The organism is Anditalea andensis (assembly GCF_000714815.1).
Lineage (GTDB): Bacteria > Bacteroidota > Bacteroidia > Cytophagales > Cyclobacteriaceae > Anditalea > Anditalea andensis.
This window is the reverse complement of record NZ_JMIH01000021.1, coordinates 186,941-211,222: the sequence shown is the minus strand read 5'-3', so window position 1 is coordinate 211,222 and position 24,282 is coordinate 186,941. Positions and strand designations below refer to the sequence as shown.

General features: G+C 36.8%; 20 protein-coding genes. 1 reads left to right on the top strand and 19 read right to left on the bottom strand.

Annotated elements, in window-relative coordinates:
• Positions 1 to 65: 65 nt before the first annotated feature.
• The 14 genes from EL17_RS12805 to EL17_RS12735 all read right to left on the bottom strand — a co-directional run bounded on the left by EL17_RS12805 (position 66) and on the right by EL17_RS12735 (position 17,753).
• A complete protein-coding gene (locus EL17_RS12805) occupies positions 66 to 1,436 on the bottom strand; it encodes an undecaprenyl-phosphate glucose phosphotransferase (RefSeq protein WP_035074561.1) in 1,371 nt (456 codons plus the stop codon).
• 407 nt (positions 1,437 to 1,843) lie between these two features.
• Positions 1,844 to 2,980 carry a DUF1972 domain-containing protein gene (locus EL17_RS12800; RefSeq protein ID WP_035074559.1) on the bottom strand — a complete coding sequence of 379 codons (1,137 nt, stop codon included), beginning with the start codon at positions 2,978 to 2,980 and terminating at the stop codon, positions 1,844 to 1,846.
• A complete protein-coding gene (locus tag EL17_RS12795; protein WP_240485992.1) occupies positions 2,977 to 4,176 on the bottom strand; it encodes a glycosyltransferase family 4 protein in 1,200 nt (399 codons plus the stop codon). The genes EL17_RS12800 and EL17_RS12795 overlap by 4 nt, the downstream gene beginning before the upstream one ends.
• Positions 4,130 to 4,843: an acyltransferase gene (locus EL17_RS12790; RefSeq protein ID WP_035074555.1), complete on the bottom strand. Its 714-nt coding sequence runs from the start codon at positions 4,841 to 4,843 to the stop codon at positions 4,130 to 4,132. The genes EL17_RS12795 and EL17_RS12790 overlap by 47 nt, the downstream gene beginning before the upstream one ends.
• The gene (locus tag EL17_RS12785) at positions 4,836 to 5,951 is read right to left on the bottom strand and encodes a glycosyltransferase family 4 protein (RefSeq protein WP_035074552.1); all 1,116 of its coding nucleotides are present in this window, start codon (positions 5,949 to 5,951) and stop codon (positions 4,836 to 4,838) included. Before EL17_RS12785 ends, EL17_RS12790 begins: the two co-directional genes overlap by 8 nt.
• Positions 5,948 to 6,877 carry an O-antigen ligase family protein gene (locus EL17_RS12780; RefSeq protein ID WP_316932664.1) on the bottom strand — a complete coding sequence of 310 codons (930 nt, stop codon included), beginning with the start codon at positions 6,875 to 6,877 and terminating at the stop codon, positions 5,948 to 5,950. Before EL17_RS12780 ends, EL17_RS12785 begins: the two co-directional genes overlap by 4 nt.
• 466 nt (positions 6,878 to 7,343) lie before the next feature.
• Positions 7,344 to 8,288 (bottom strand): methyltransferase domain-containing protein, encoded by a 945-nt coding sequence (locus EL17_RS12775; protein ID WP_035074548.1) that lies wholly within the window; start codon positions 8,286 to 8,288, stop codon positions 7,344 to 7,346.
• A 169-nt stretch (positions 8,289 to 8,457) separates the two neighbouring features.
• Positions 8,458 to 9,450, bottom strand: coding sequence for an NAD-dependent epimerase/dehydratase family protein (locus tag EL17_RS12770; protein ID WP_035074546.1), 993 nt, complete (start codon positions 9,448 to 9,450; stop codon positions 8,458 to 8,460).
• Positions 9,451 to 9,584: 134 nt separating this feature from the next.
• Positions 9,585 to 10,517 (bottom strand): glycosyltransferase family 2 protein, encoded by a 933-nt coding sequence (locus tag EL17_RS12765; protein WP_035074543.1) that lies wholly within the window; start codon positions 10,515 to 10,517, stop codon positions 9,585 to 9,587.
• Positions 10,514 to 11,266 (bottom strand): class I SAM-dependent methyltransferase, encoded by a 753-nt coding sequence (locus EL17_RS12760; RefSeq protein ID WP_035074540.1) that lies wholly within the window; start codon positions 11,264 to 11,266, stop codon positions 10,514 to 10,516. Before EL17_RS12760 ends, EL17_RS12765 begins: the two co-directional genes overlap by 4 nt.
• A gap of 293 nt (positions 11,267 to 11,559) precedes the next feature.
• On the bottom strand, positions 11,560 to 12,855 hold the full coding sequence (locus EL17_RS12750; RefSeq protein ID WP_035074535.1) for an oligosaccharide flippase family protein: 1,296 nt from the start codon (positions 12,853 to 12,855) through the stop codon (positions 11,560 to 11,562).
• Between the two features lie 5 nt (positions 12,856 to 12,860).
• Entirely contained in the window at positions 12,861 to 13,946 is a 1,086-nt protein-coding gene (locus tag EL17_RS12745) for a GumC domain-containing protein (protein ID WP_035074532.1), read from the bottom strand.
• Positions 13,943 to 16,528 (bottom strand): SLBB domain-containing protein, encoded by a 2,586-nt coding sequence (locus tag EL17_RS12740; protein ID WP_051719986.1) that lies wholly within the window; start codon positions 16,526 to 16,528, stop codon positions 13,943 to 13,945. Before EL17_RS12740 ends, EL17_RS12745 begins: the two co-directional genes overlap by 4 nt.
• 208 nt (positions 16,529 to 16,736) lie before the next feature.
• The gene (locus EL17_RS12735) at positions 16,737 to 17,753 is read right to left on the bottom strand and encodes a radical SAM/SPASM domain-containing protein (protein WP_240485991.1); all 1,017 of its coding nucleotides are present in this window, start codon (positions 17,751 to 17,753) and stop codon (positions 16,737 to 16,739) included.
• A 432-nt stretch (positions 17,754 to 18,185) separates the two neighbouring features.
• Here EL17_RS12735 and gldB point away from each other — a divergent pair, with 432 nt between their 5' ends.
• Complete coding sequence (gene gldB, locus EL17_RS12730) at positions 18,186 to 19,181, top strand: gliding motility lipoprotein GldB (RefSeq protein ID WP_035074529.1); 996 nt, start codon at positions 18,186 to 18,188, stop codon at positions 19,179 to 19,181.
• Here the strand turns inward: gldB and EL17_RS12725 are convergent.
• The 5 genes from EL17_RS12725 to EL17_RS12705 all read right to left on the bottom strand — a co-directional run bounded on the left by EL17_RS12725 (position 19,150) and on the right by EL17_RS12705 (position 24,004).
• Entirely contained in the window at positions 19,150 to 20,349 is a 1,200-nt protein-coding gene (locus EL17_RS12725) for a glycosyltransferase family 4 protein (protein WP_035074526.1), read from the bottom strand. The two genes, gldB and EL17_RS12725, sit on opposite strands and share 32 nt — an antisense overlap.
• Positions 20,346 to 22,142 (bottom strand): asparagine synthase (glutamine-hydrolyzing), encoded by a 1,797-nt coding sequence (gene asnB, locus EL17_RS12720; RefSeq protein ID WP_035074522.1) that lies wholly within the window; start codon positions 22,140 to 22,142, stop codon positions 20,346 to 20,348. The genes EL17_RS12725 and asnB overlap by 4 nt, the downstream gene beginning before the upstream one ends.
• Positions 22,142 to 22,828 (bottom strand): endonuclease III, encoded by a 687-nt coding sequence (gene nth / locus EL17_RS12715; protein ID WP_035074519.1) that lies wholly within the window; start codon positions 22,826 to 22,828, stop codon positions 22,142 to 22,144. The genes asnB and nth overlap by 1 nt, the downstream gene beginning before the upstream one ends.
• A 344-nt stretch (positions 22,829 to 23,172) precedes the next feature.
• The gene (locus tag EL17_RS12710; protein WP_035074516.1) at positions 23,173 to 23,427 is read right to left on the bottom strand and encodes a hypothetical protein; all 255 of its coding nucleotides are present in this window, start codon (positions 23,425 to 23,427) and stop codon (positions 23,173 to 23,175) included.
• Positions 23,402 to 24,004 (bottom strand): RNA polymerase sigma factor, encoded by a 603-nt coding sequence (locus tag EL17_RS12705; protein ID WP_035074514.1) that lies wholly within the window; start codon positions 24,002 to 24,004, stop codon positions 23,402 to 23,404. Before EL17_RS12705 ends, EL17_RS12710 begins: the two co-directional genes overlap by 26 nt.
• Positions 24,005 to 24,282 lie beyond the last annotated feature (278 nt).

Here is a 24,282-nt window from a genome sequence, read left to right as displayed (position 1 = left end):
GACTGTCACTAATAGGGTAGGCACTTTAATTTAATCATTTTTATTAATTTCTAAACAAACATCGATTAATAAGCATTATCTCTGTTAAATATCAATTCATGAATGGTTTTCATCACAATACTTATGTCTAGCCAAAGTGTCCAGTTTTGAATATAAAAATAGTCTAACCTTACTCTAGACCGAATCTGGTAAGGTTGCTCAATTTCTCCTCTATATCCTTTGACTTGAGCTAATCCAGTAATACCTGGCTTTATCTTATGACGTGTATTATATTTTTTTATAATTTGAACGTATTTTTGGTTTAAAGGTACAGGATGAGGTCTTGGTCCCACAATAGCCATTTCACCAAATAAGACATTTATGAATTGTGGCATTTCATCTAAAGATGTTTTCCGGAGAAAAGCTCCAAATCTGGTCACTCTAGGATCATTTCTTCGTGCTTGTAGCACATCTGCATACTCATTAGGCCTCATCGATCTGAATTTAAGACATCGAAATACTCGGTTATTTTCCCCATTACGTTCTTGTACAAAAAATATAGGGCCTTTAGATTCCAATTTAATTAGTATACCAACCAATGGTATTAACCAACTTAATATAAAAATTATTATAAGCGAGGAGAATATTACATCAAATGATCTCTTAGCAAACCTATTGTATGAATTATCGAGTGGGATTTCATTTACATTAATTACAAAAAAATCTCCATACTTGGAAAATGAAAGATGCTTTTCCAGTTGTAAATTTTCACTAGGTATAATTTTAACTTTAATACAATGGTCATCAGCAAAGTTTACTATTTCTTTAATACTATCTGTTCTAAGACTATCATTTACATATATAAGATCAAGGTCCATTCCTGAAGCTTTTTTATAAAAATCTTCTAATTTTCCGTGAGTTTCAATACAGTTAAAAGAATCATCAAAATATCCAAGAAAATTAATGCCTAAATCTTTACGAAAGCGGAACATATGAGCTAATTTATTGCTAGTGCCCCCTTTACCGATTATAACGGCATTTCTATAATTACCACCGATGGCCCTATATTGTTTTAATGCAATATGAGCTGCTACCCGGTAACAACTGAGTAACAAACATAATATATTGAGATAGATAAAAAGAAACTGTCTACTTAATGTGTGATTTTGAAACAATACCCATATAAGTGATATTATTGCCACATACCACAACATCGACTGGAACAACCTATAAAGCGTAAAGCTGTAATCTGTAGTTCTTCCTAATTTATAGTCTTTCCTAATCAAAGTTATAAGTACCCAAAATAATATAAAACCTACCTGGTAAACTTCAGTATTTAAATTTCCATTGAAAAATGAATTTAAAATTACTTTCGAAAAAACTAGCGAAAGGATTATAATCAATGAATCTCCAATAGCAAATAACCATGGAAAGTATTTATAAAAGCGTTTAGCCATAAAAGATATTAACTCTCACATTAAAGCCGCAATTTACACAGTAATATCAATAATTATTCCTTTTAAATCGGAAGATTTTATAAAACATTGGCAATCTGTGCTGTAAATGTAAAGAATTTAAAATTACTATTTATATACCAAATTGTTTATACTTATATACCCTAAAGCTAATCTTAGATTTCTTACGTTAAATTAATACCCCGGATATACTATTACATTCTGACATTCATTTTTTCATATTACATCAGAAACATCTTCATAAAGGCGAAAATGGCTACTATTAAAGCTGTATAACTATCCGCTAATACTTGCAAAGTTCTAAATAAGCTTATTTTAGATAATTTGTAGTTCATCAGGATAAATAGCTTTTGTTTTCCATTTCTAGGGATGCTGTCTTGCAATATCTTTTAGGTGAAAGTATTTTTTTTCTTTGCCAATCTTTCAAATACTTCTACATATTGATCTGTTACATGGTCCCAATCATACATTTTCGTAAGACCTTCCCTTGCAGTTATCCTCAACTTATGAATGTCTGTAGTATTTGTCTCAGCCCTTTCCACAACATCTTTTATTGATAATTTGTTTTTTTGAAAATACCATCCATGCTTACCATTTTGAAGCATTTCACGATTAAACCGAGTATCTAAGGCTAATATAGCACACCCATATCCCATGGCTTTTAACATTGTAGGATTGGTCCCTCCATATTCATGGCCATGAAAATAGGCAAAACAATCATGATAAAGCGCAGCCAATTCTTCTGGATCGGTAACATATCCAGTAAATAATAATCGCTCATCTTGTATGCTTTTAACTTTTTCTGAATAAGCATCTTGATAGGGCACATCCCCCACTATCACAAGCTTTCGGCATGAATTGGATTTGACAAATCCTTCTATAATAAGGTCCGCATTATTATCAGGAACCAATCGCCCAACTATTAAAAAATAACTTTCTGGTACTAAATTCCATCTTTGAATTTTAGTATAATTAGATTTAATACTTGGGTAGGCTCCATAGGCTATTACGGTTGAATTTTTATTAAATAGTTCTTTATATATCTTTTCCATTTCATAAGAATCTGTGATGAGCACGTCATATAGCTTGGTAGCCAGCTTACTAGCCAATTTAAAATATTTGGCTCCTAAACCTTTCCATTTAGGCCTATCCCATTCTAATCCATCCAAATTAATAGCAGTAGGTATTTGAAAAATTCTTGATAATAAACCAAAAGGTCCATTTCCGCTATTTACCATCAATATTACATCATATCTTTTAAAACAGGCATGAATCATTGACAAAAATGTATGAGTAAGTTGTGTTAAAGATTTTGTTTCTATGGCAGGAATATATACTAATCGAATGTCTTTTACTGTAACTGGTTTTTTATCAAATAATGAGGCATGGCAGTATACTGTAACATCCAATCCCCGCTGAACCATTCTTTCACTTATTTCTTTTACTAATGTTTCATATCCACTATATACATATGGATAGCCTCGAGATCCTAAGATGGCAACTCTTGTTTTTCTATTGTCCTTCATTTCGACTCTGTATCTTTAAAAATTTCCATTATGTTTATTTTAAAAGAATCTTCAGAAAATGCTTTTAAAACCCTTTCTCTACCATTATGACCTAAATTGTTCCTATACAAACTATCGCTTAGCAGCAATTTTATTTTTTGGTAAGCTGCTTTAGCATTATCATGAGGTATAAAAATACCAGTTTTTCCCTCTAATACCATTTCCAAAGCACCCCCATGACCAGTAGCAATTACAGCCTTAGCAGACGCCATTGCTTCCAAGACTACAGTAGGTAATGGATCAGGTTTTATAGAAGGCAGTACAAATATGTCCAAAGCTTCATAAATCGAAGATACGTTTTGCTGAAAATCAAGAACGGTAACTACATTTTCCAAATTTAGCTTTAAGATTTTCTTGTTCAAAGCCGTCAATAAATGCTCATCACCTGGAAAAGCATCTCCTACTATTAAAAAATGAACATTGGAATAATTTTTAACTATCTGATCAGCTATGTCCAAGAAGTACAATTGCCCCTTCCAAGCACTAATCCTACCAATCATTCCTATCAATAATACATCTTGATTTATGCCATTCAATTCTCTAAAGCTTTTTGTTGGAGAAAGATAAGGAGTATAGTCTATACCATTGTATATCACTTTTAGCTTTTCTTTTGAAATATAGGGTCTCCAATACTGACTTACTGCTTCTGACACCGCTATAGCATAATCGCTATATCGATTTACAAATGATCCCATTATTCTAGTAAACCACATTGGGTTTGTTATGATCTCATGAATGTGCCATATATGGTACGTCTTAGTTTTTTTAGCTACTAATGCACCAACCAATACAGCTGTGGTATTGGAATAAATATGGGTGAAATCTTCCTTCTCAATTATATTAAGCAGCTGTTTATATGCTTTACTTACAACAAAAACTCTATTGAATATACCTTTTATATTAAAATATTTCCGTCTGAGAATGCCTAATCTTATGATATAGACTTTAATACTTTCTTCACGTATAGCATAAGATAACCTGCCTTCTTCAGATAAAACAACTTCCACAATGAATCCATTTTCTTTAAAAATTTTGATTGTAGTCAATAAGATTTTACTAGCTCCATATAAATCCGATGAACTGTGAAGTATTAAGATGGATTTGTGAGTATTACTCATAGTTAGTTCTGTATTTAATAATTTTAGCAGGATTACCACCTACTATACTGAAGGGTGGTACATCCTTCGTCACCACGCTACCTGCCGCTACAATAGAACCTTTACCTACAGTTACTCCTGCTAGGATTATGCTATTGGAAGCAATCCAACAATCATTTTCTATTTTAACAAATGACCTTGTAACGCCTTGTTCAATCATAGGAAATGCTATGTCTTCAAAATTATGGTTTTCAGAATAGATGCTTACGCGCGGAGACATCATGACGTTGTCTCCAATATCTATATAACCTGAACATCCTATATAAGCATAAGCGCCTATATTAGAATTATTTCCAATTTTCAATCCTTCACCGGGTTCTCCACCATAAAGATTGGTCGGTCTAATAATGGCATAAGAACCCACCGTCACTTTGTCTCCAAACACCAACCCCCTTTTTGATAAACAGTTTATCTCACAGTTGTCCTGTGCAATAAAATTACTACCAACAGTAAGATAGGAAGGCTGACGCAGGATCACATTTTTGCCTATCAGCAATAATGCAGAAGATTCTTTAAACCGCCACCTATGCGCTAAACCTCTGATATACCATCTCATCATTCTTAACATTACCCCCAAGGTGGAAGCAGTATCCCAACCATTCCCAAATCTGTCAGATAAGTCTATATCGGTAAAGCTGTTAAGGATTTTGTCTAAAAATCTATTCATTAAGAACCTGTTTGAAAATATCCTTCAAAGTTATAAAAAACTTTTGAGGGGTGAAATTTGTTAGTCTCTGGCTACCTAGTTGGCCAAGCGTTTTTCTTAAATTTTCATTCTCTGACAATAAGAACATCTTCGAAGCCAAATCTTCTGGATAAGGTTCAGCTATAAGAACCGCGTCTCCTCCTACCTCCATCAATGCGCCTTGCGGTGTGATGATAACCGGCAGTTTGTAGGAAAATGCTTCAAGGACCGGCAGTCCAAAGCCTTCATTTTTGGAAGGAAAAATGTATCCTACAGCATGCTTGTAATAACTTTGCAAAGCTTTCAACTCTACGTGCCCTGTCAGGATTACTTTATCATTAATGTCTAGATGATTAATAAGATAAATGAGATTCTCGTGATCATTAAGGTTTTTTCTTGGACCGCTTTGTCCTACGAGTACGAGTTTATATTCCGGCTGATCCACTACAAATAGTGCAAAAGCTTCAATTAATAGAGATATATTTTTCCTTTTTTCCAGAACCCCAACATGTAAGAAATAAGGAGATCCTATTAAATCAGGTAGATCCATATACAAATTAGAAGCAGATAAATTGCTGGCAGGCCAAGCTACATACATTTGTGTACCTACTTCCAAATGTTTCTTCAATTGTTTTTTAGAAAAATCTGTAATGGTAACAACATGTCCCTTATTACTTAATCCCCATTTTAAAAATGTAACAAAATATTTTAGCCAAAGCCGATGATAATGTGTTGGATTCTCCCAGAAAAAAGCATCGTGTATAACGGATATCATTTTACCCCTGCCCCAAAGTGGTATCATGATATCCGGACAAAACACTATATCTACATTATATCTGTAACTCATTATAGGAACCACTAGCTGCTTCCTCAGAAAATATAATGTCTGAAAAAGAAGGTTTTTCCATCTAGATGTCTTTCCCTTGTAGAATTTACTCTTCTTGATCTTATCAGGATCCGGAGTAATTATAAAATCAAATTCATTTCCACCATAAGTCAGCACTTGACTACACAGTGTTTCAGTATAGGTTTTTATTCCTGTCTGGGCTACATGCAGGTAATATATATCAATAAGCACCTTTTTCTTCATAATAGTAAAGTAGAGGCATATTTAATTTTATTATATTCTTTAACACTATATCCTACCATCCACCATGTGATCCATGATACATACATGTACAACTCAGCATTAGCCGTAAAAAGGGGCAACAGCATCCCCACTTTTACAGAGGCAGCAACAAATGCAATACGAGCAGCATTAGTGTCAGGGCTTAACCGGAAAACACGGATAGAGATCACAATAGCACAAGCAAGCAAAAGTATATATAAAAACATGCCTAAAAAGCCTAACTGTACACCAAATATTAAAAATTGATTTTCTCCCCCTATCCTCAATTCATCTGTCACGCTTGCCACATTGCCACTCATGGCAAGACCTATACCCATTGGATTAGCTATCATAGAATCCAATGCCTCCAGCCACTCTATAACATGGCCAACACTAGAAGCGTTTTGAAAAGTGATGGTATCTACGACAAAATAATAAAAATCATCGGAAGACAAAAAAAGTACATAAAGTATAAAGGAGCCTAAAAGGGATGCCCCAGCTATAATCAGCTTATAAAGCCTAAATACAATAGCTATATAAAATAACATAAAAAAGAAAGCAGCAAAAGCTGCCCTGGAGGATGAGAAAAATAAACTAGCAGTAGAACATAGCATTACGACTGCATAAAGGAAATAATCTTTTCTTTCCGAAGTAAGATAAAAAATTAAACCTACAGCAAATCCTAACATAATAGAACTGGCCAGTTCCAACGGGTCTGCAAAAAAGGAAGCTAATCTTTTAGAGGTAGACTGCGTTTCAAACGTCCAAGTTAGGCCGTAATTACCACTCACTTCCTGATTATTAACTGCATAATTATATTCAGCATATCCTGTATATGTCTGTAGATGTCTATGCAATATACCTGCTTCTATTACATTGACTACAAAAGCAGCGATTGAAATTGCCATAATACATTTAAACAATAGGTGAAGTTGATTTTTGGAAAAATCTGCAATTCTTCCAAAAAAATAAATTATACCTAGAATGAGCGTATTCTTAAAATAAAATAGCTTATTAAAAAAAGTGGCTTCACCCAATGGGAGAAATAGATAGAGTGTGAATAAGGACAAAAATGCAATGAAAAGTTTATCAACTACATTGAGCCGAATAGCATATCCAAAAATATCTTTTTGATATAATAAAAAAGATATTAATCCCAAAGATATTACTATTTCTTTAAGATATTGAAAGAAAGCCATGACTGCAGTGGATTCAGTCGCGGAATATACAATACTTAATATAAGTGTATAAAAAGGCATGTAGAGACACAAAAAAATTATAGTCCACTCGCTTTTACCTTTAAAGATAATTTTATCTAAAGTAAAATATAGCAACGCTGCCACATACATTATAACTGATAAAAGTAACATGTTTTTAGGCGAAGTAGGAGCGAAAGCCTCCCTTATAACTGGCTATCAAGGCAGTATCATCAAGGATAATCTCACTTTTGCGGCCAAGAAAATAAATTCCAGAAGCACCGTCAAGTGTGCTGGCTTTATTTTTGGTAAGGAGATCAAAATATTTTAAATAAAAAGAGGTATATGTACCAAATAAACGCAGCGCTACGCGGATATAGAAATTATTTGAAAAGCCCATTAAAAAATACACATATGCCCATGAAAGGGAAGATCCCGGTCCTGCTGTAGGTCCCATATCTATTAACTCAAAATTCCTAAAAAGTCTTCTCTGGCCCAAAAATGAAAATCTGGTAAAATCAAATGCTTTACCATGCACCTGCTGCATGAAAGGAATTTCGGAATAAACGATACCATTAGGTTTTAATACCCTATGTATTTCTTTTACACACTGTACTGGATCAAGGACATGCTCGAGTACTGCCTGTATGACCACCACATCCATAGAAGAATCCATAAACGGAAGAGAATGACCATCACATATTATCTTCGTCCTAGGACCAAAGGTAACATCGGTATCAATAATATCTAAATAGGGAGAATTAAGAAACGCTTGAGCACCTTCTCCCTCTATACTACCTCCCACAGTTAAAACCCGAGGTTTTTGATCAGAATAAACCAGCAATTGTTCCACCTTTTTTAGGTTTCTCTTTGAAGCATAATTTAATCCTAAAGTAGGAATCAAGTTAAAAATGGCTCTTTTAAAAGGACTGTTACTAAAAAAAGTTCTATTGTACGATGTAAAGTCTACCTGCTTAAAAATGCTCTGGTCATCATCTATCAATATAGGAATGCCATTGACTATGGGATAGGTGATACCCGACTTTGAAATCAACTTGCTCCCTTCCAGGTTCAATTTTTCACCAGTTTTTGGACAGATAAGAATATCCTCAAATGTATTCATGGTAGCAATAAGATAATATATGAAAATAATTGACCATGCCTTTCCGGTAACCTTTAGAATTATTCTAAAAAGATGAGGTAAACTTCACTTCATTCCGACAGACAAATTAGAAATCAAGAAAAATTTAGATTCTAGTTTCAAAGTTTACCATTCATCGAATACATAAAACTTACTTTTTCCAAAACGAATAAATCCCTTTATCCAATTCATACTGTTCCCACGTAAATCTCCTACGGTGCGGTTGCTCCTGGGCCCAATCCCACATTCTGGACAATCCATCCTTCAAAGAAATCGTGTCTTCATAATCTAGCAACCTTTGCGATTTTTCAAAAGTAGCAAAAGCCATCTGCACCTCATGGCGGGGTTCATGATATTTTATTTCATGTCCACCTACCACTTCTGATAGGGTCTCACATGCCTCAAAAATGGAATATTCTTTGGTGCCACCAAGATTAATGATTTCTTTGGAAGTTTTTTCTATAGAGGCTGCTTTCCACAGCGGCTCTAATATATCATCAACATATGAAAAGGCTCTAACCTGCTCCCCTGTCCCAAAAATTGAAAAAGGTTCATTATTCAACTTTTGATACATCCATATCCCTAGTACATTTCTATATCTGTCCCAAATGTTCTGTTTAATTCCATATACATTATGAGGCCTGATGATACACCAGTCCAATCCATGTTGCTCTCCTGCTACACGAATATCCATTTCACAGGCATACTTCGCTATTCCATACGGATCAATGGGATTAGGTAGATCATTTTCATCAAAAGGTGGACTACCAACTCCATATGTTGCCATACTAGAGGTAAATACAAGCCTCTTTACCTCTGCTTTAATGCAGTTATTAATGATATTGGCTGTGGCAATGAGATTATTGTTATAATTAAATTTTCTAATGAAAGGACTTAAACCTTCGGCCGCATAGGCTGCTAAATGATAAACATAACTCACATCATTTCCATCAAAAATATGGGATAAATCACCACTGGCAATATCAATCTTATGAAATTCAACATTTGGATGTATATTGCTTTCATAGCCGCCCATCAGATTATCTATCCCTATGATTTTATATTCTGGCTTATATTGGATAAACCAATCTGCCAATCTTGAACCGAGTAATCCTGCGACACCGGTTATAACAATTGATTGCATTTAACGATTTTTTCTAGACTCTGATTTAAGCCTGCAATATACAAACTAAATATATTATATTATACTTACGTAACACTACTGCTTGTAGATTTTCATAACAGATTAATTAATATGACAATCCAACACCCAAATTATCAAATCATATTACTGAAAAGCCCCTCTTTAAGACCAAGTAAGACAGATCTAAGTTTTTTAAACCTACTTCGGACCAAAAAATAAGTAAGTATAGTCCCGTATTTAATAGATTGAAAAAGAATGACCGGAACAACGAGATACCAAGGTGTGTACTTTCTTAAAATAAGCAAATGATTTCGTGATGCTAAAAAATGAACTACTGGGTTTATGTATCCCTCTTTGCTTTTTAATTTATTTTTATTAGACATTCCTGCTTCATGATATACGACAGCACTTGGGCAATATTCCAATTTAAAACCAGCATCACGTATACGCAGCGACCATTCCACATCTTCATAATACATGAAAAACCTGTCATTTAACCCTCCAATGTTTCTAATAATCTCAGCCCTTACCATAAAACAACATCCGGTGATCCATTCAGTTTCTTTTGGCTGATTATATTTACCTTTGGTCTTCTTATTTTCTCCTATAGTCCTGATCAAACCAATGCTCTTTATAATTATCCCTCCAGCATTCCAAATTCTATCTTTATTATTCAAAAAATAAAACTTCGGCTGAATGGCACCTATGCTTGTATCTCCTTCTATAACTTTCAGTAATTCGTCTAAAAAATCTGGCTCCACTTCAGTATCATTATTAAGAAGCATTAAATATTCAAATTTCTGATCCAATGCATAGGCTATACCTCTGTTATTCCCACCTGTAAAACCTTTGTTCTCGTTGTTTCGCAATAAAATGATCTCAGCAAATTCATCTTCTAACTTCTTATCAGATCCATCTTGTGATCCGTTATCTACTACAACGACCTTAAAATTATTGTATGAAACTTTCCTCAAAGAAGCCAAACATCCTCTAGTATGAGCATAACTGTTCCAATTAACTATAATAATGGCAACAGAAGGTGTGGTTTTAAGGGTTGATAAGTTCATTTTATTCTCTTGAAGTAATAAAAATTGCCAAGATGGCCTCCGTGATCAGTTGGTTCTTTGTGTACTATATCAGTATATTTTTTAAATATAGATTCAAGACTATCACTGCTATAATAGTTCATCTGCATCACTGGAGTTCTGGTAAATGATCCTGTCTTTACCATATTAGTAAATCTATTATAAAAATCGCTATGGACTTTCAAATAAAATTTTAAATACTTTAATATAGGAATATTGTGCCCATAGGGCATTTGAAGATGAACAATGCCACCGATTTTGGCCATTTTGCATAGCTGATCGATTAGCGGATATCCAATGGAAGGCTCTATATGTTGGATCACTATATAAGAATTAACCAGATCAAAAGTACCAAAATTTGGAATATCTATGCCAGAATAGGCGTGGTAGGTGAGATTTTTAAATTTGTGAATATCTCTTTGTTCATCGGCTATCTTTATCATTCCCGGAGAAACATCCAATCCTATGACTTTTCCCGTAGTTTGTTGTGCAAACGGAAGTGTCAACCTTCCCACGCCACATCCAAAATCAAGTACATCCATATCTAAGATTCCGTGACCGAATTTACTTTCTATTCTGCTTTTTAACTCTTCTACGTATTGATATCCAGTTTTATAAAATTCAGCACGACCATTTTTATTGAAGTTTTTATATTTATATCTCTCTTCTGATAATACCCCATAAAATGGATCTTCATCTCCAAATGTTTTCCAATCTTGTTTTGATTTCATCCGTTTTTAATTAGTTTTTCAAGGTCATAACGTGTGCCCGGGACGGTATCTCGTAGATGATATAATCATTCCACTGTGTGAGACTTACTTCATGCTAGATTTCATCTGGTTATATTTTGATTTTAACGGTCATAATTTATTCTGCACCAAGTCGGAATGGAATCTCGCTTGGGCCGCCGTCATGGATATTTCATGTGTTTACAATTTCCTTTTGAAAGGAAAGGTGGAATTTACCATGACTCTAGCTACTCTATTTCCATTACTTGTACATTGCTTAATTTCTTTTGAAAATATTATTTAAAATTATAAAGTCTGAATGTTATTACGCTGTGCTTGGTATAAAGTATGATTGTACTAATTATAAATACTATAATCTCAGTACTCAATAGCGCATAACATAGTCCTACCGTTCCAAACTTATCAGTCAGAATTAATGATGAACCTAACATATACAAACATGTAATCCAACTAGATTTAAATAATAAGTCCTTTTGGTCCGTCACCAATAGCATGAGAATATTTGCTATGTTTAAACAGGCCAAAAAGGGGATAAATGAAAGTATTTTCAGGTACATGACTGCCGGTGGAAGATCAGATTTAGATAGAAAAAAAACTATAAAGGGTGCTATAAAATAGGTCACTAAGGAGATGACAAACCCTAACAGTATAGACCACCCATAAATTTTTCTCGCAAAATTAATAAACGAATGTATTCCTTCCTGATGTTTTCTGGCAGCATTTGGGTATATCGCCTGAACAATTAGAGAAGGAAAAATTCTCAAGATCATGACAATTCTCTCAGCTAAGCTGTACATGCCCAAATCTTCTGCTGCTGAAAAAAAACTTAAAATGATAAGTCCGCTATTTATGGATATATGCGTAGCAAAATTTGATAATAAAAGTAGAACATTTCTTTTTAAAGAAAAATAGATCTGGAAAAATTTAGGTTTGTAAAATAAAATCTCCATTTCATAATGGATATAAACCAAAAGCAAAATATTGACCGATAAAGCTGTTCCTCCCAATAAAAAATTAACCCATATAGATGCTTCAGGACTATGGATAAACAATACTATACCCATAAGAAAAAGAAGTTTGCTAAAGACATTGGCTATGGAGATCAGCTTCATCTTCTCCAGCCCCTGAAAAAACCATAAAGGCATGATAGCCTCTGAAAACAGTAACAATACAGAAAAGGCCAATATCATCTGATATTCCTCAAAAAAGTCAAAACCGATAATAGCAATAAAAATAATTAAAGCTGCCACTGCAGCCATCATTACCTTACTGTAAATTATATTGGAAACAAGGTGTGAAAGCATCACCTTGTCTTTATGATGGATCGCCACATCCCGAGGACCACTTAAGTTGTATCCAAACCCTACTAAAATGTTGCCTAACATGATGACAGAAAGGGCGAGGTTTACCAGTCCAAACTGATCTACCCCAATAGAGCTGATCAGTAACGGCATAGAAATCAGAGATATCAGAATATTGGATGCCTGAATGACAGCTAAAAAAATAAAATTCTGTATTGATTTATGCTTTATTATCTGGCGAAAAGGTAAGCCTGGTACTTTATCTAACATGATTTTTATGCCGACTCCCTAATATTGGCAGCATATAAGGTAGATAAATAAATATAAAAGATTCCTAATATAAAAAAAGATAAGCCCCCTATAATTAACCCTTTAAGAAGTTTGATCTTACTTTCCTCAAGAGGAAATCTCGGAAAATCTATTATTTGAATCAGAGGACTATTATTTCTATGGTTTACTTTGGCGATTTCTAAGTTTTTTACTATTTCAGAATATACGGTAGAAGACGCCTGTACGTCTACCTGGCGCTTTCTTGATTCTACCATGGCCCGCTGTACGAGAGGATTAGGATTGGGCACATTATCTGTAGCTGAAGCAAAGTCTGTCAAGCTCCTATCTAAAATCTTTCTCACACTATCAGCCTGCGTCTGTAGAATAGAAAGGTTTTCTGCTGTTTTCTTAGTTTTAGTTTCATAGTAAAAAGTATTCACATTTTCTACCAGCTGCTCATTAAAATACTTGGCAAACAACTGATCTTTAGATGCGATGCTTACCTGTATAATACTGAGTTTTCTATCAGGTTTGCTTACCGAAAGATTACTTTTGCGGATTTCCTTGATGATTTCCTTGACTACACTGTCTTCTTTTATAGAAAACATTTCTCTATTTTTAGCAAAGTCCATGGCCGAGAAATCTACCTCATTCCTCCACTTTCGGTCCAACTTATTGAATGTGATGTACCGATTGATCAGTAGCTGGCCTGAATCTCCTACTGCATTCATAGGACTCAATAGCGTTTTGCTGAGCATATTGTCTGATCGGTACAGTTCCATAATATTATCCCCGGAGAATAAGCCATTGGATGATCCCAAAGATCCGAGATTGATACCTACCAAAGAAGCCAGACCTGACATACTGCCCCCCATACCACCCATATCTGATTCCTCCAGTACAAAAGTGGTTTCTGCTATATAAATAGGTTTTTTAAATACAGACACTGCTGCTCCCGCTATCAAACCTATAATCAGAAATACCACCAGTATCTTCCACTTTCTTTTGAAAACTTCACTCCAGCCCTGCAGTCGCAGTATGAGTTCCCGAAATGTGATTTTATCATCTTTGATATGCTGATAATCTGTCATTGTCCATTAAAATTAATTTGACTAAAAAGTAAAGCCAATGTTGCCAATCCTGTAGTTATGCTGATCACTTCACCAGGACGGAAAGGAATACGGGGACCTTTAGTAGGCACGATCACTTCAGCCCCTGGTTCTACGATAGGATAGGACCTTATACCGAGGAAACTTTTTGTTCTGGCCACTTCTCCATTGGCATACACTACATAGGTTCTTCTCCTTTTAGCTCTATTATCAAAGCCTCCAGCCCTGTTGATATAAAAACTCATGGATCTGCCACTTTCATACCGCACCGTAGTAGGATAAATGATGTCTCCTCTTAACCGTACCGTCTGTAGCTGTTTGGGAATACTGATGATATCTCCTTCTTCTAAAATGAGATCGTGTTTGGATCCCGGGTTTTGTAGTATGGTTTCCAGGTCTATTGCAATTGCTTCTGTTTCCCTTATTTTTATAGGGGCCAGATCTGCCTTTCTATCTGCTATACCGCTTAGGGCATCTATTTTGGTTTGTACAGTGATATCCTCATCTCTGTTTAACAACGAAGGCTGTTGCTGCTGGATACTTTTGCCCACACGCTGCAAAAGCATGGCCTGGGATTCTGACGGATCCTTTGATTCATTTGCCAGCCTGGCCAAAAGTTCTTCATAATTTCTCTGTTTGCGTATTTTTTCAGATTCAGTCTGGTAAAATTCTGTTCTACGGATCAAGGTAGCTCCTTTAGGGTAAGCAAATTCACTCAGTCCCCCGGCCCTTCGGATGACGTCTGAGATTTTTTCTTCTGCATTTCTTACGGCAAATTCCCCTGGTGCATTTACCTGCCCCTCTATTCTCACCATTTTCTCTAGCATAAAATTAGTCTTCCGTCTGATGATCACATTATCAAAAGGAGAAAGGATGATGGGATCAGAAGATGGGCTGAGATCCGGATTGATCGTGGTAGCAATGATCTCTGAAATGTCCCTCGCATTGGCATCCTGAATTCTACGCGCTACCTCCACATCCGAAACTGAGGCAGCTTCTTTAAGCCCTCCTGCCGAAACTATTAAATCTTCCACCGTCATGTTACGGGAATATGGAAAAATACCCGGATTTCTAACTTCCCCTGTAATTTTCACATAAAACTCTTCTGTAAGGTCATATATAGATGAAATTCGGACAATATCCTCACGCTGAAGCAAGATATCATTGCCCCTTCCGGCTTGTAGTTCAGCGAGATTGACCTGAAATACTTCTGTAGACAGATCATCATTGGTCCGCAATACAGTCGCTCTGGGAAGATACGCTTCACCTCTCAGCCCTTCTGCACGCTGTATGAGCTGAGATAGCGTCAGTCCCTCAGAAAGTGCATAATTACCCTCTCTAAATACGGCCCCCTTTATCTGAACCCTATTAGAATATCTGTTAAGTATCTCTCCGACCTGATAACGGTCTCCACCTTTTACAGTGAAAAAAGAAAACTGATCCTGATAAATATCTGATACTGCTCTTTCTTTAGAGGTATTTCTGGTTACACTTACCCGATCCGCAAAGGCATTATCAGTAAAGCCTCCTGCATATTTCATTACGGATTCCAATGATTCACCATCTCTAATTTCAAAAATGCCTGGCCTCTTCACTTCCCCTGCTACTTCTACCCTGGCTATAAATGGCTCGACGAGAATCACATCCTGATCCTGAAGCTGCGCATTAAGATTAGCTGATCCTTCCATCAAAAATTCATATATGTCAATGGTCGCCAAGGTTCTGTTGTTCCTTACCAGTTTTATATTTCTTAAGGTCCCGTTATCAGATGGTCCACCTGCAGCATATAATGCATTATAAACAGAACTGAATGCACTTAAGGTAAATGTGCCTGGCATTCTGACTTCACCCACCAGATGAACCTTGATCGTCCGTATATCTCCCAAAGAAACTTGGGCGAATGTATTCGGATTGCTTCCACCCATGCCAGGATAATAATTGCCCAATCTATTTTTTATCCTTCTAGTGGCATCCTCTATAGTGAGACCAGATACACTTACGGGACCCACATTATCCAACATTAAGTTACCTTCCGGCGAGACTATTGCTTCATAACTCTGCTCGGATAATCCATATATATCTATGTATAACATATCACCCGGGCCTAATATATAGTTCTGAGGAGTAGCCAAATTAAGATTTGGTTCAAAAGTCAATTTTCTGTCTACTGCTGAGAAAAGTTTGCTGCCGAAGATAGGTTTATCTGACGTAGGTCTTGTGAGATCACCATCTTGGGATAACATACCATCGGAGATTTCCACCAAATCAGACTGTTTTCTGGTTTCTCTCTCCGACCTTCTGGTGGTGGTGCGGCCAGGTCCATCCCCAGTTAGCTTTAACTGCTCCAATCGAATACGAAGTTTTTCTACTTCTGTTCGTGGCAGCCCCCTCTGCTGAGCAGCTTGCAATAATTCTGGCTCCGTAAGTCCCGCTTCCTTCCCTTTGGCTACTAATTCTTGAACCTGTGCATCAGTCAGGTCATCTACCCTTATGGTGCTGATGTCAGGAATATTTTGTGCATGGGCTGCCGTATAGCCTAAAGTTATCAATATGATAAAACTCATTATCAAGACTTTTGGACAGCATTTACATTTGGATAATATCATTTGTTTATAAATATATTGAATGGTGTATCGACACAGCTTCGCCCGGTCACCCACTTTAATAATCGGTTGGTTTTTTTGTTTTGGTACGAAGGCCTGCCGAAAACAATCGTAAAGATAGGTATTCCATCCTTTTGTGGTATATTCTTATAAATTAATTGTGAGAAACTCACTCTGTACAGTTAAGGCACATATTTATCTGACTTCTGTCTACCAAAAGTTGTTTCCTAAACGATTGGTAGATAGGTTTATTCCAAATATGGCCAAAATTTTCTTCTTGAAGATTTCCCATTACATGCTTAGCGTCTTTATCAAAACAGCAGGGGACAACTTTTCCATCCCAGGTCACAACAGCTCCCTTCCACATCCTCCAGCACTTGTTCTCAATAGACTTTTTTAATTTCCAGCCTTGTCCATTGGATACATATCGGGCATATTTTAGATTTCGTGGGATCAGATGAGATCCATTCTTATAATTATATATTTGTGTGGTCTTTAGCTGAAGGTCATCCACGCCCAGATCCTCTGCCAGCTTTAAAACCTGGGGAATCTGGTGTTCATTTATACCTGTCACCAGAAATTGCAAAATTACTTGCGGAAAACTTCTTCGCTGCCCATTTCGGTAGCTGATAAGTTCTTTAATTCCATGGATGACTTTTTCAAGCTTTCCGCCAACTCGGTAGTTTTCATAAACTTCCTGGGTAGTTCCATCCACAGACACTATCAATTGTCTCAATCCAGAAGCAACCGTTTTTTTTATATTTTCTGTGCTTAGGTAATGCGCATTGGTAGAGGTAGCCGTAAATATTTTCCTCATGTCTGCATAGGATATGAGGTCCAAAAACTGGGGATGAAGGTAAGGTTCGCCTTGAAAATACAGATGGAGATAGGAGAGGTGGGGGGCCATTTCATCTATGGTTTTTCGAAATAACACCGGATCCAGCATCCCTGTAGGGCGTGTAAAACTTCTTAAACCACTAGGGCATTCGGGGCACCTGAGGTTACAGGAGGTGGTGGGCTCTATGGATAGGCTAGTGGGTAACCCTAGAATTTTGGGTTTTTTAAGTATTCTGGATGTTAAAAATGAAATGGCCAATAGCAGGTAATTGTACACCTTTACCCATGTAAAGTATTTAAAAAATGCCCAGGCCATTAAAAATGTAAACCTCATATAGTTATGGTACATACCCTTACCAAGATAATAGGAAAACATCTAAAATTAGCTGAATTGTTAGCCAATCTTACCATTTTACCTCTATTTCTACTTTAAGGTTCTATTGCGTATCTTCCATTCACTGTTTTTATAAAGTAAACCTTTAATATAAATTTGAAAAATTCTATCCTTTAATATAACTGTCATACTAAAGCACTTACTATCAGCTAGCCAATAAAGCTATGGAGATCTTACAGGGCGTGGGATAGAATAATATATTGTGACCATTTTTCTTGATGATCAATAAAATTATTCCGAACAAGAAATCCAATACTTTATGTATCCTAAAACCTAGCCTGTTTATTTTAACATGCATTTATTCATTTGTACTTTTTAACTTTTTAATGCTGGTATCTCTTATGAATTAACTTATTTTTGGCTTCAATATCACCTATTTTAAAATCAATGATAAAGCAGGCATTCAATTTTTCATTTCTGATCCTATTGATTTCATGCAGTAGCCCTACAGTTACCTGTGAACTGTCTGAGGATATCCTGAGGGTACCAGTAGATATGGATATAGTTAGAATGGACCGCATGTTTTTTGATATAACATCCGAAGATCAGCTCGAAACCTTACTTGAAGCTCACCCAGAATTTGTGCAGGATTACCTACAGGCAGATCTCTATCACAGCAGGCATGACTTTTATGCCTCAATGATGGGCATTACCCAAGACACCTTAATGCAGGAGCTAAATAAGGCAGTCCAATTTAATTTTCAGGATTTTGATGCAGTAGAACAGGAATTGGAAAATGCTTTTAAATATATCCGCTACCATTTCCCAGATTACAGCGTACCGAAAATTTATACCTTTGTAAGTGGATTCAGTAATGATTTCTATATAGATGATAATATCATTGTAATAGGGTTGGATTATTTCCTTCCGCAGAATCACCCATTTCAACCTGATGATCTACCACAGTATATCACCAAAAGATATCAGCGGGAATATTTGGTCCCCACCTTGGTAACGGCCATCTCATCAAAATTTAACCATACAGATATGAGGGATAATACACTTTTGGCAGAGATGGTATTTTATGGCAAAGCCTACCATTTTACAAAATCCATCTTACCCTGTACACCTGACTCATTGGTCATAGGTTACTCTCAGGATGATATTTTAGCCAGCTATGCCAATGAAAAATTAATTTGGAGCCACTTCGTGGAAAACGAGCTGTTATTTGAAACCAACCCGTTTGAGATCAGGAAGTATACAGGTGAAGCCCCTTTTACAGATGAAATAAGCCCGGATGCACCTGGCCGTATTGGTAGATGGGTGGGATGGAATATAGTGGATGACTATGTAGCATCCAATAATATCTCCCTTTCTGAACTGATGGAAGAGCGCAGCGCAACACGGATTTTCAGGCAGTCAGGATATAAACCCCGTCTATGATTTTATAGGGGTGCTTCTGTGGATCCAATACATGCAGCACCTGCTTCACAGCTATTTCTGAGGAGAAATAATTTTCTCCCAGTTGCCTAGCCCTTTTACCGGATTCTGCTAACTTTTGAGGGTTATCCACAAAAAAACAAAGTCTATTCCAAGAGGTATCTGCTTGCTTTGCATTATAATATATGCCAAGCTGATGGGTGTGGATAAGCTCCTGAACCCAGCCTTTGTGATTTACTATCAAAGGTTTGCCCATAGCCAAAGCATCAAAAAATTTATTGGGACTGTTGGATTTTAACACTGGCAAATGTGCAAAGCTGATATATACCATGTCTGAATTTTGGAGCAGTACCCTAACTTTTTCTTTGCTTCCAAAAGGCTCAAATTTTAAATTGTCCAATCCCATATCCACAGCCATTTTAGTGAGTTTGGGAAGTAATGCCCCTTTACCCATCATCACAAATTGCCAGTCTCTGCCTTTCTGCTTAGCTAGCTGGGCCAGCTCCAGCAATCCTTCCAGTGCATTGACCTGCCCTATTGCTCCAGCATAACTAATGGTAAATTTCTCGGCGGAGGTTCTTTGAATAGGTTTAAAAAAAGCAGTATCGGCAAAATTCGGAATAAGAAAAACCTTTTCTTTGGAGGTTTTCTTTTCTATATAATTTTTAATACCCGGAGAAAGGGCTACTATTTTAAGAGCATTCTTATAAATTCTATTTTCCAGCCTATAAAGCGTTGTCTTTAACAGGGCATTCCTGACCGCTCCCATCTGAACGGGAGCTTCGGGCCATAGATCCCTTACTTCAAAGATATAGGGCAAATCATATTTCCTTTTGGCCCATAAGCCTATAATTCCGGTGGTAAGTGGAGTAGAGCTGATATACAGGAGCTCTGGCCTGGGAAGTTTGGGAATCAACATTTTCACATGTGATACAAAATGCAGAAAAGATTTACCTCTTTTGAAAAAACCAAATGTAGTGTCATAAGCCACCGGTAGATAATGGACCTTAATTCCTTCTATAATTTTCAGATCATATACATCCTCATTATGGGCCGTGATCATATCCACCTCCATACCTGCTTCCACCATCCCTTTGGCCAGATAGTAGGAACGTACAGCTCCACCTTGCACTGGAGTGACAAAATATTGATGGATATAGATGATCCTCATAATTTATGATGCTTTACCCAGGATGCTAGCACATAAAGATTCCAGATTTGTAAATAGCTGCTGTCAATATACCTATTTGGTTCCTTACAAATAAATAACATTTCCTCTGGAAAATATTTCCCATGGGATTTTCCAAATGATTTTACTGTGACCAATAGTTTGTTTCTAAAGTTCAGATCTTCCTTCAGCCATTCCTTTATAGGTATCCCAAACCCAATTTTTTTGCGTTTGGCGATAGGAGATAAATCTTGTTGTTTAAGTAAAGTTTTGATCCACTCCTTTGGCGACAGTGATAAATGCTGCTCTTCCGATAGCCTCTTACTCAAGTCTACTAAAGGTCCATCCAGATAAGGTGCTCTGCCTTCGAGTCCATGGGCCATAGAGGCATTATCATGGATTTTTAGCACATCATTGATGAGATAAAAGGAACGGTCCCACTCCAATGCATCTTTAAAAGGCTTACCGGTCTGCTTATAATAAGATAAATATAAAGGTTTATATGGATCCGGTATAGGCTGAAGTGCAGTGAAATTCAGAAAGCTGGAACAGACATCCTTTTCCAGGGCATCAAAAAATTTGCGTATAGAGCGTGGTAATAGCGGAACCCATCTGGCTACTTTTCCCATCGAATGATATAATCCGGGATTTTTAAGGTATTTCTGGAAGGCGATGTGCCGGTTATATCCGCCAAAAAGTTCATCCGCCCCAGCACCACTGATCAGCACCTTCACATACTGCTTTGCCTGTTTTGCTATCAGCCAGGTGAGAAAGCCGGCACTGTCACCTATTGGTTGGTCGAGACTCACTATATAGTCAGCCCAATTTTCCTGTACTGTTTGGGGTGTGACCAATATTTCATGATGAGCACAATGGTATTTGGCAGCCAATCCTGTAGCAAATCGGCCATCAGGGTAAGTGGAATTATATTTATTCCCAAATGTAGCAGTAAAAGTATGAAGAGGCGTTCCGGTTTCTTTATACCAGGTGTTCAACAGCAAAGTACTGTCAGCACCTCCACTAAGAACCATCCCAACAGGCACCTCAGCATGGAAGTGTTTCAGCACTGCATCTATAAGCAACTCTTTAAACTGCTCCAAAGTGGGCATGGCTATAGGCACAAAACTTTTTTCAAGCGATCTCTCTTCAAGCTTTTCCCCCAAAAAACTATAAGAACAGACGCTACCGGCCTTAAACTGGTAAATCCCTTCATATAAGGTAGCATCTGGAAAGGTATGTCTGGAATAAAAATAAGGCATTAATTGGTTATGATTTAAAGCAGCTTGAACTATACCCGATGCCATTACCCCGATAGTTTCGGATGAGAATACCCATTTATTCTGGTTTTTAGCATAATATAGCGGTTTTTTTCCCGATGTATCCCTAGCGATGATCACCTCTTTCTTTGACTTATCCACATAAGCAAAAGCAAACATCCCTTCCAACTTTTCCACACCCTCTATTCCATGTTGTTGCAGCCAATGGATCAAAACCTCAGAATCTGATCGTGTTTGGAATTGTATGCCCTCATCCAGCAGGATATTTCTTAGGTCTTGATAGTTGTACAGCGCCCCGTTCCATACCAATATGCCGCGTCCATCCGGGGTGGTAATCGGCTGGTTAGGTAGATCTCCTAGATCAAGGATCTTTAGCCGGTTCCCTGCCACCATCACACCCTCACCCACATCCAACCAATCAGAGTGGTCGGGACCTCTATGTGCGGTAGCCTTCATCATCTTTTTGATATGAGAAGGGTCGTGACCGGAGCTATTGATGATGAGGTTAATTCCGCACATTACTTATGTTTTTCTGACAATAACTCCTGCTCCATTTTGTGGATTTTTTTGAGCTTATGGTAGTATTTACAAAGGTGGGTGATGCTGCATACATCACATTTTGGCTTTCTGGCCAAACATATGTATCGGCCATGCAATATCAGCCAGTGGTGGGCTTTATGGATATGTTGGGTGGGTATGTGTTTGATCAACTGCTTTTCCACTTCTAAAGGAGTATTAGCCGTCATAGGCACGAGCCCCAGTCTACGGGAAACCCTATATACATGCGTATCTACGGCCATATTGGGCTGGCTCCAGATCACGCTGGTGATCACATTGGCCGTTTTTCTTCCCACCCCTGGTAGCTTGATCAGCTCTGCTACCGTAGATGGAATTTCACTGTTAAATTCCTCCACCAGCATTTTGCCAAGTCCCAGTAAATGCTTGGTTTTATTATTTGGATAAGATACTGATTTAATATAAGGATACAGCTCATCGAAATTTGACGCTGCCAGATATTTAGGGGTAGGGAAATCACGAAAAATGGCAGGAGTGACCATATTAATCCTTTTGTCTGTACACTGTGCACTGAGGACTACGGCGATAAGCAACTGAAATGGGCTGTCATAATGCAGCTCCGTCTCTACTTCGGGCATATTCTCTGCAAAGTGATCTATAAAAGCTTTGTATCTTTCTTTCTTGAGCATTTCTAAAGTTTAGTATATTTTAACCGGTAGATCCAATTTGGATATCTAAAGTAACAAGTTTATGGAAATATAGTTAAAGGTAAATGAAATCTCCAGTATTAAATCGGCGAGTTAAAGCGGTTAGAAACAGAATCAACCGCGCTTTTCGTGCAAGCTGTATGTCATATGTATATTCAAAATTAAATAAAGGGATTGCCATTCACTTAAGATAAACCATTTTCATTAGGTACTAAAATATTGATTTTCCTTCAAAAGCTCAGTTTTACAAAAAATCTAAAAAAGTCTATATGGTAAATACTTATGAAAGCAAGAATTCAGATCCTTTTGTGGTAAAAAAAAACCGCTCATCGAGCGGTTTGTATATCATTGTACTTTTCTAGACCTGTAGGTTTGGATTTTTTCTTAATCGCTATGACTACTTTATCAGATGGCTGAATAAAAGCATGATCCAATCCCTCGAATGCATTTTTCATCTCGAGAAACTCATCCATAAGGTCATCATTGCTATGCAATGCCTGCCTGATCTGGTCAGATTCATCATCATTTAACTCCTGGTATAAATAGCTGACCAGGTCATTTGGGGTAAAAGATTTTATCATAGGCGAAATTTATTTGATTCATTTTCTTTCGCATATTGATCAACGCATAGCGCATTCTGCCTAAGGCAGTATTAATACTGACTCCGGTCTGTTCTGCTATCTCCTGAAAGCTCAAATCCATAAAGTGCCTCATGATCAGCACCTCCCTCTGAGTCTCTGGAAGTTCATCAACCAGCTGCCTGACAAGTTTATGCGTTTCTTCCTTTACCCGGAGATCTTCCACATTTTCGTCAGCAAACTGCAGCGTATTAAATAAATTCGACCCGTCCTCCATCAAAATGGAAGGGTATCGCTTCATTTTTCTGAAATAATCAATTGCCAGGTTGTGAGCTATTCTCATTAACCAGGGTTGGAATTTCCCCTCTTCGTTATATCGATCAGAGTTGAGTGTTTGTACTACTTTGACGAATACGTCCTGTAATAAATCCTCTGCCACACCATGATCTTTTACGATCATATAAATCGTCGTAAACACCCTGGATTTATACTTATCAACTAATGATTCGAATGCAGCTTCGCTACCATTTCTGTACTGTGCGATAAGTTCGCTGTCCTTAGGCCCTAACCTTTTACTCATAAATTCTAACTTTTAAATAACGTAGAGTTTTATCCCATATTATGAATTTATCGTGAAACAATATTATGCTATTTTCCAAATGTATATATTAGAAAAATACAATGCAATCAAATTTGAGTTTTTTTGGATTTATTAACTACATCATTGTAATATCCACCGAACATTCCTCTGTAACATGTTGCTAGCCTTTATAAAAAAGAAGTTTACAGCTAAATACTAATCGAACGAATTTTATTTTAAATTATAACTTTAGCGTCGAAATGCTCCTATTTTAAGGA

Bases quoted from the DNA above. Each gene is read 5' to 3' on its own strand.
- EL17_RS12805 (WP_035074561.1), bottom strand. From the start codon at position 1,436: ATGGCTAAACGCTTTTATAAATACTTTCCATGGTTATTTGCTATTGGA.
- EL17_RS12800 (WP_035074559.1), bottom strand. From the start codon at position 2,980: ATGAAGGACAATAGAAAAACAAGAGTTGCCATCTTAGGATCTCGAGGC.
- EL17_RS12790 (WP_035074555.1), bottom strand. From the start codon at position 4,843: ATGAATAGATTTTTAGACAAAATCCTTAACAGCTTTACCGATATAGAC.
- EL17_RS12785 (WP_035074552.1), bottom strand. From the start codon at position 5,951: ATGAAGAAAAAGGTGCTTATTGATATATATTACCTGCATGTAGCCCAG.
- EL17_RS12780 (WP_316932664.1), bottom strand. From the start codon at position 6,877: ATGGCAATTTCAATCGCTGCTTTTGTAGTCAATGTAATAGAAGCAGGT.
- EL17_RS12775 (WP_035074548.1), bottom strand. From the start codon at position 8,288: ATGAATACATTTGAGGATATTCTTATCTGTCCAAAAACTGGTGAAAAA.
- EL17_RS12770 (WP_035074546.1), bottom strand. From the start codon at position 9,450: ATGCAATCAATTGTTATAACCGGTGTCGCAGGATTACTCGGTTCAAGA.
- EL17_RS12765 (WP_035074543.1), bottom strand. From the start codon at position 10,517: ATGAACTTATCAACCCTTAAAACCACACCTTCTGTTGCCATTATTATA.
- EL17_RS12760 (WP_035074540.1), bottom strand. From the start codon at position 11,266: ATGAAATCAAAACAAGATTGGAAAACATTTGGAGATGAAGATCCATTT.
- EL17_RS12750 (WP_035074535.1), bottom strand. From the start codon at position 12,855: ATGTTAGATAAAGTACCAGGCTTACCTTTTCGCCAGATAATAAAGCAT.
- EL17_RS12745 (WP_035074532.1), bottom strand. From the start codon at position 13,946: ATGACAGATTATCAGCATATCAAAGATGATAAAATCACATTTCGGGAA.
- EL17_RS12740 (WP_051719986.1), bottom strand. From the start codon at position 16,528: ATGAGTTTTATCATATTGATAACTTTAGGCTATACGGCAGCCCATGCA.
- EL17_RS12735 (WP_240485991.1), bottom strand. From the start codon at position 17,753: ATGTACCATAACTATATGAGGTTTACATTTTTAATGGCCTGGGCATTT.
- gldB (WP_035074529.1), top strand. From the start codon at position 18,186: ATGATAAAGCAGGCATTCAATTTTTCATTTCTGATCCTATTGATTTCA.
- EL17_RS12725 (WP_035074526.1), bottom strand. From the start codon at position 20,349: ATGAGGATCATCTATATCCATCAATATTTTGTCACTCCAGTGCAAGGT.
- asnB (WP_035074522.1), bottom strand. From the start codon at position 22,142: ATGTGCGGAATTAACCTCATCATCAATAGCTCCGGTCACGACCCTTCT.
- nth (WP_035074519.1), bottom strand. From the start codon at position 22,828: ATGCTCAAGAAAGAAAGATACAAAGCTTTTATAGATCACTTTGCAGAG.
- EL17_RS12710 (WP_035074516.1), bottom strand. From the start codon at position 23,427: ATGATAAAATCTTTTACCCCAAATGACCTGGTCAGCTATTTATACCAG.
- EL17_RS12705 (WP_035074514.1), bottom strand. From the start codon at position 24,004: ATGAGTAAAAGGTTAGGGCCTAAGGACAGCGAACTTATCGCACAGTAC.